The sequence below is a fragment of the Bacteroides caecigallinarum genome, from assembly GCF_021530995.1.
Classification (GTDB): domain Bacteria; phylum Bacteroidota; class Bacteroidia; order Bacteroidales; family Bacteroidaceae; genus Phocaeicola; species Phocaeicola faecigallinarum.
This window is the reverse complement of sequence record NZ_JADYTF010000338.1, coordinates 1-261: the sequence shown is the minus strand read 5'-3', so window position 1 is coordinate 261 and position 261 is coordinate 1. Positions and strand designations below refer to the sequence as shown.

Genomic DNA, 261 nt, shown 5'->3' with positions numbered 1-261 from the left:
AACAGAAGAGTGAAATAGTACCTGAAACCGTGCGCCTACAAGCGGTTGGAGCTCCTTTCAGGAGTGACAGCGTGCCTTTTGCATAATGAACCTACGAGTTACTGTCGTTGGCAAGGTTAAGGGTCACGAGACCCGGATCCGAAGCGAAAGCGAGTCTGAAGAGGGCGTCAAGTCAGCGGTAGTAGACGCGAAACCAAGTGATCTACCCTTGGCCAGGATGAAGTCTGGGTAACACCAGATGGAGGTCCGCACCAATAAGCG

1 rRNA gene is annotated in these 261 nt (G+C 52.5%); it reads left to right on the top strand.

The window, feature by feature from the left end:
• Positions 1 to 261, top strand: a 23S ribosomal RNA gene (locus I6E24_RS16925); the annotation flags it as partial.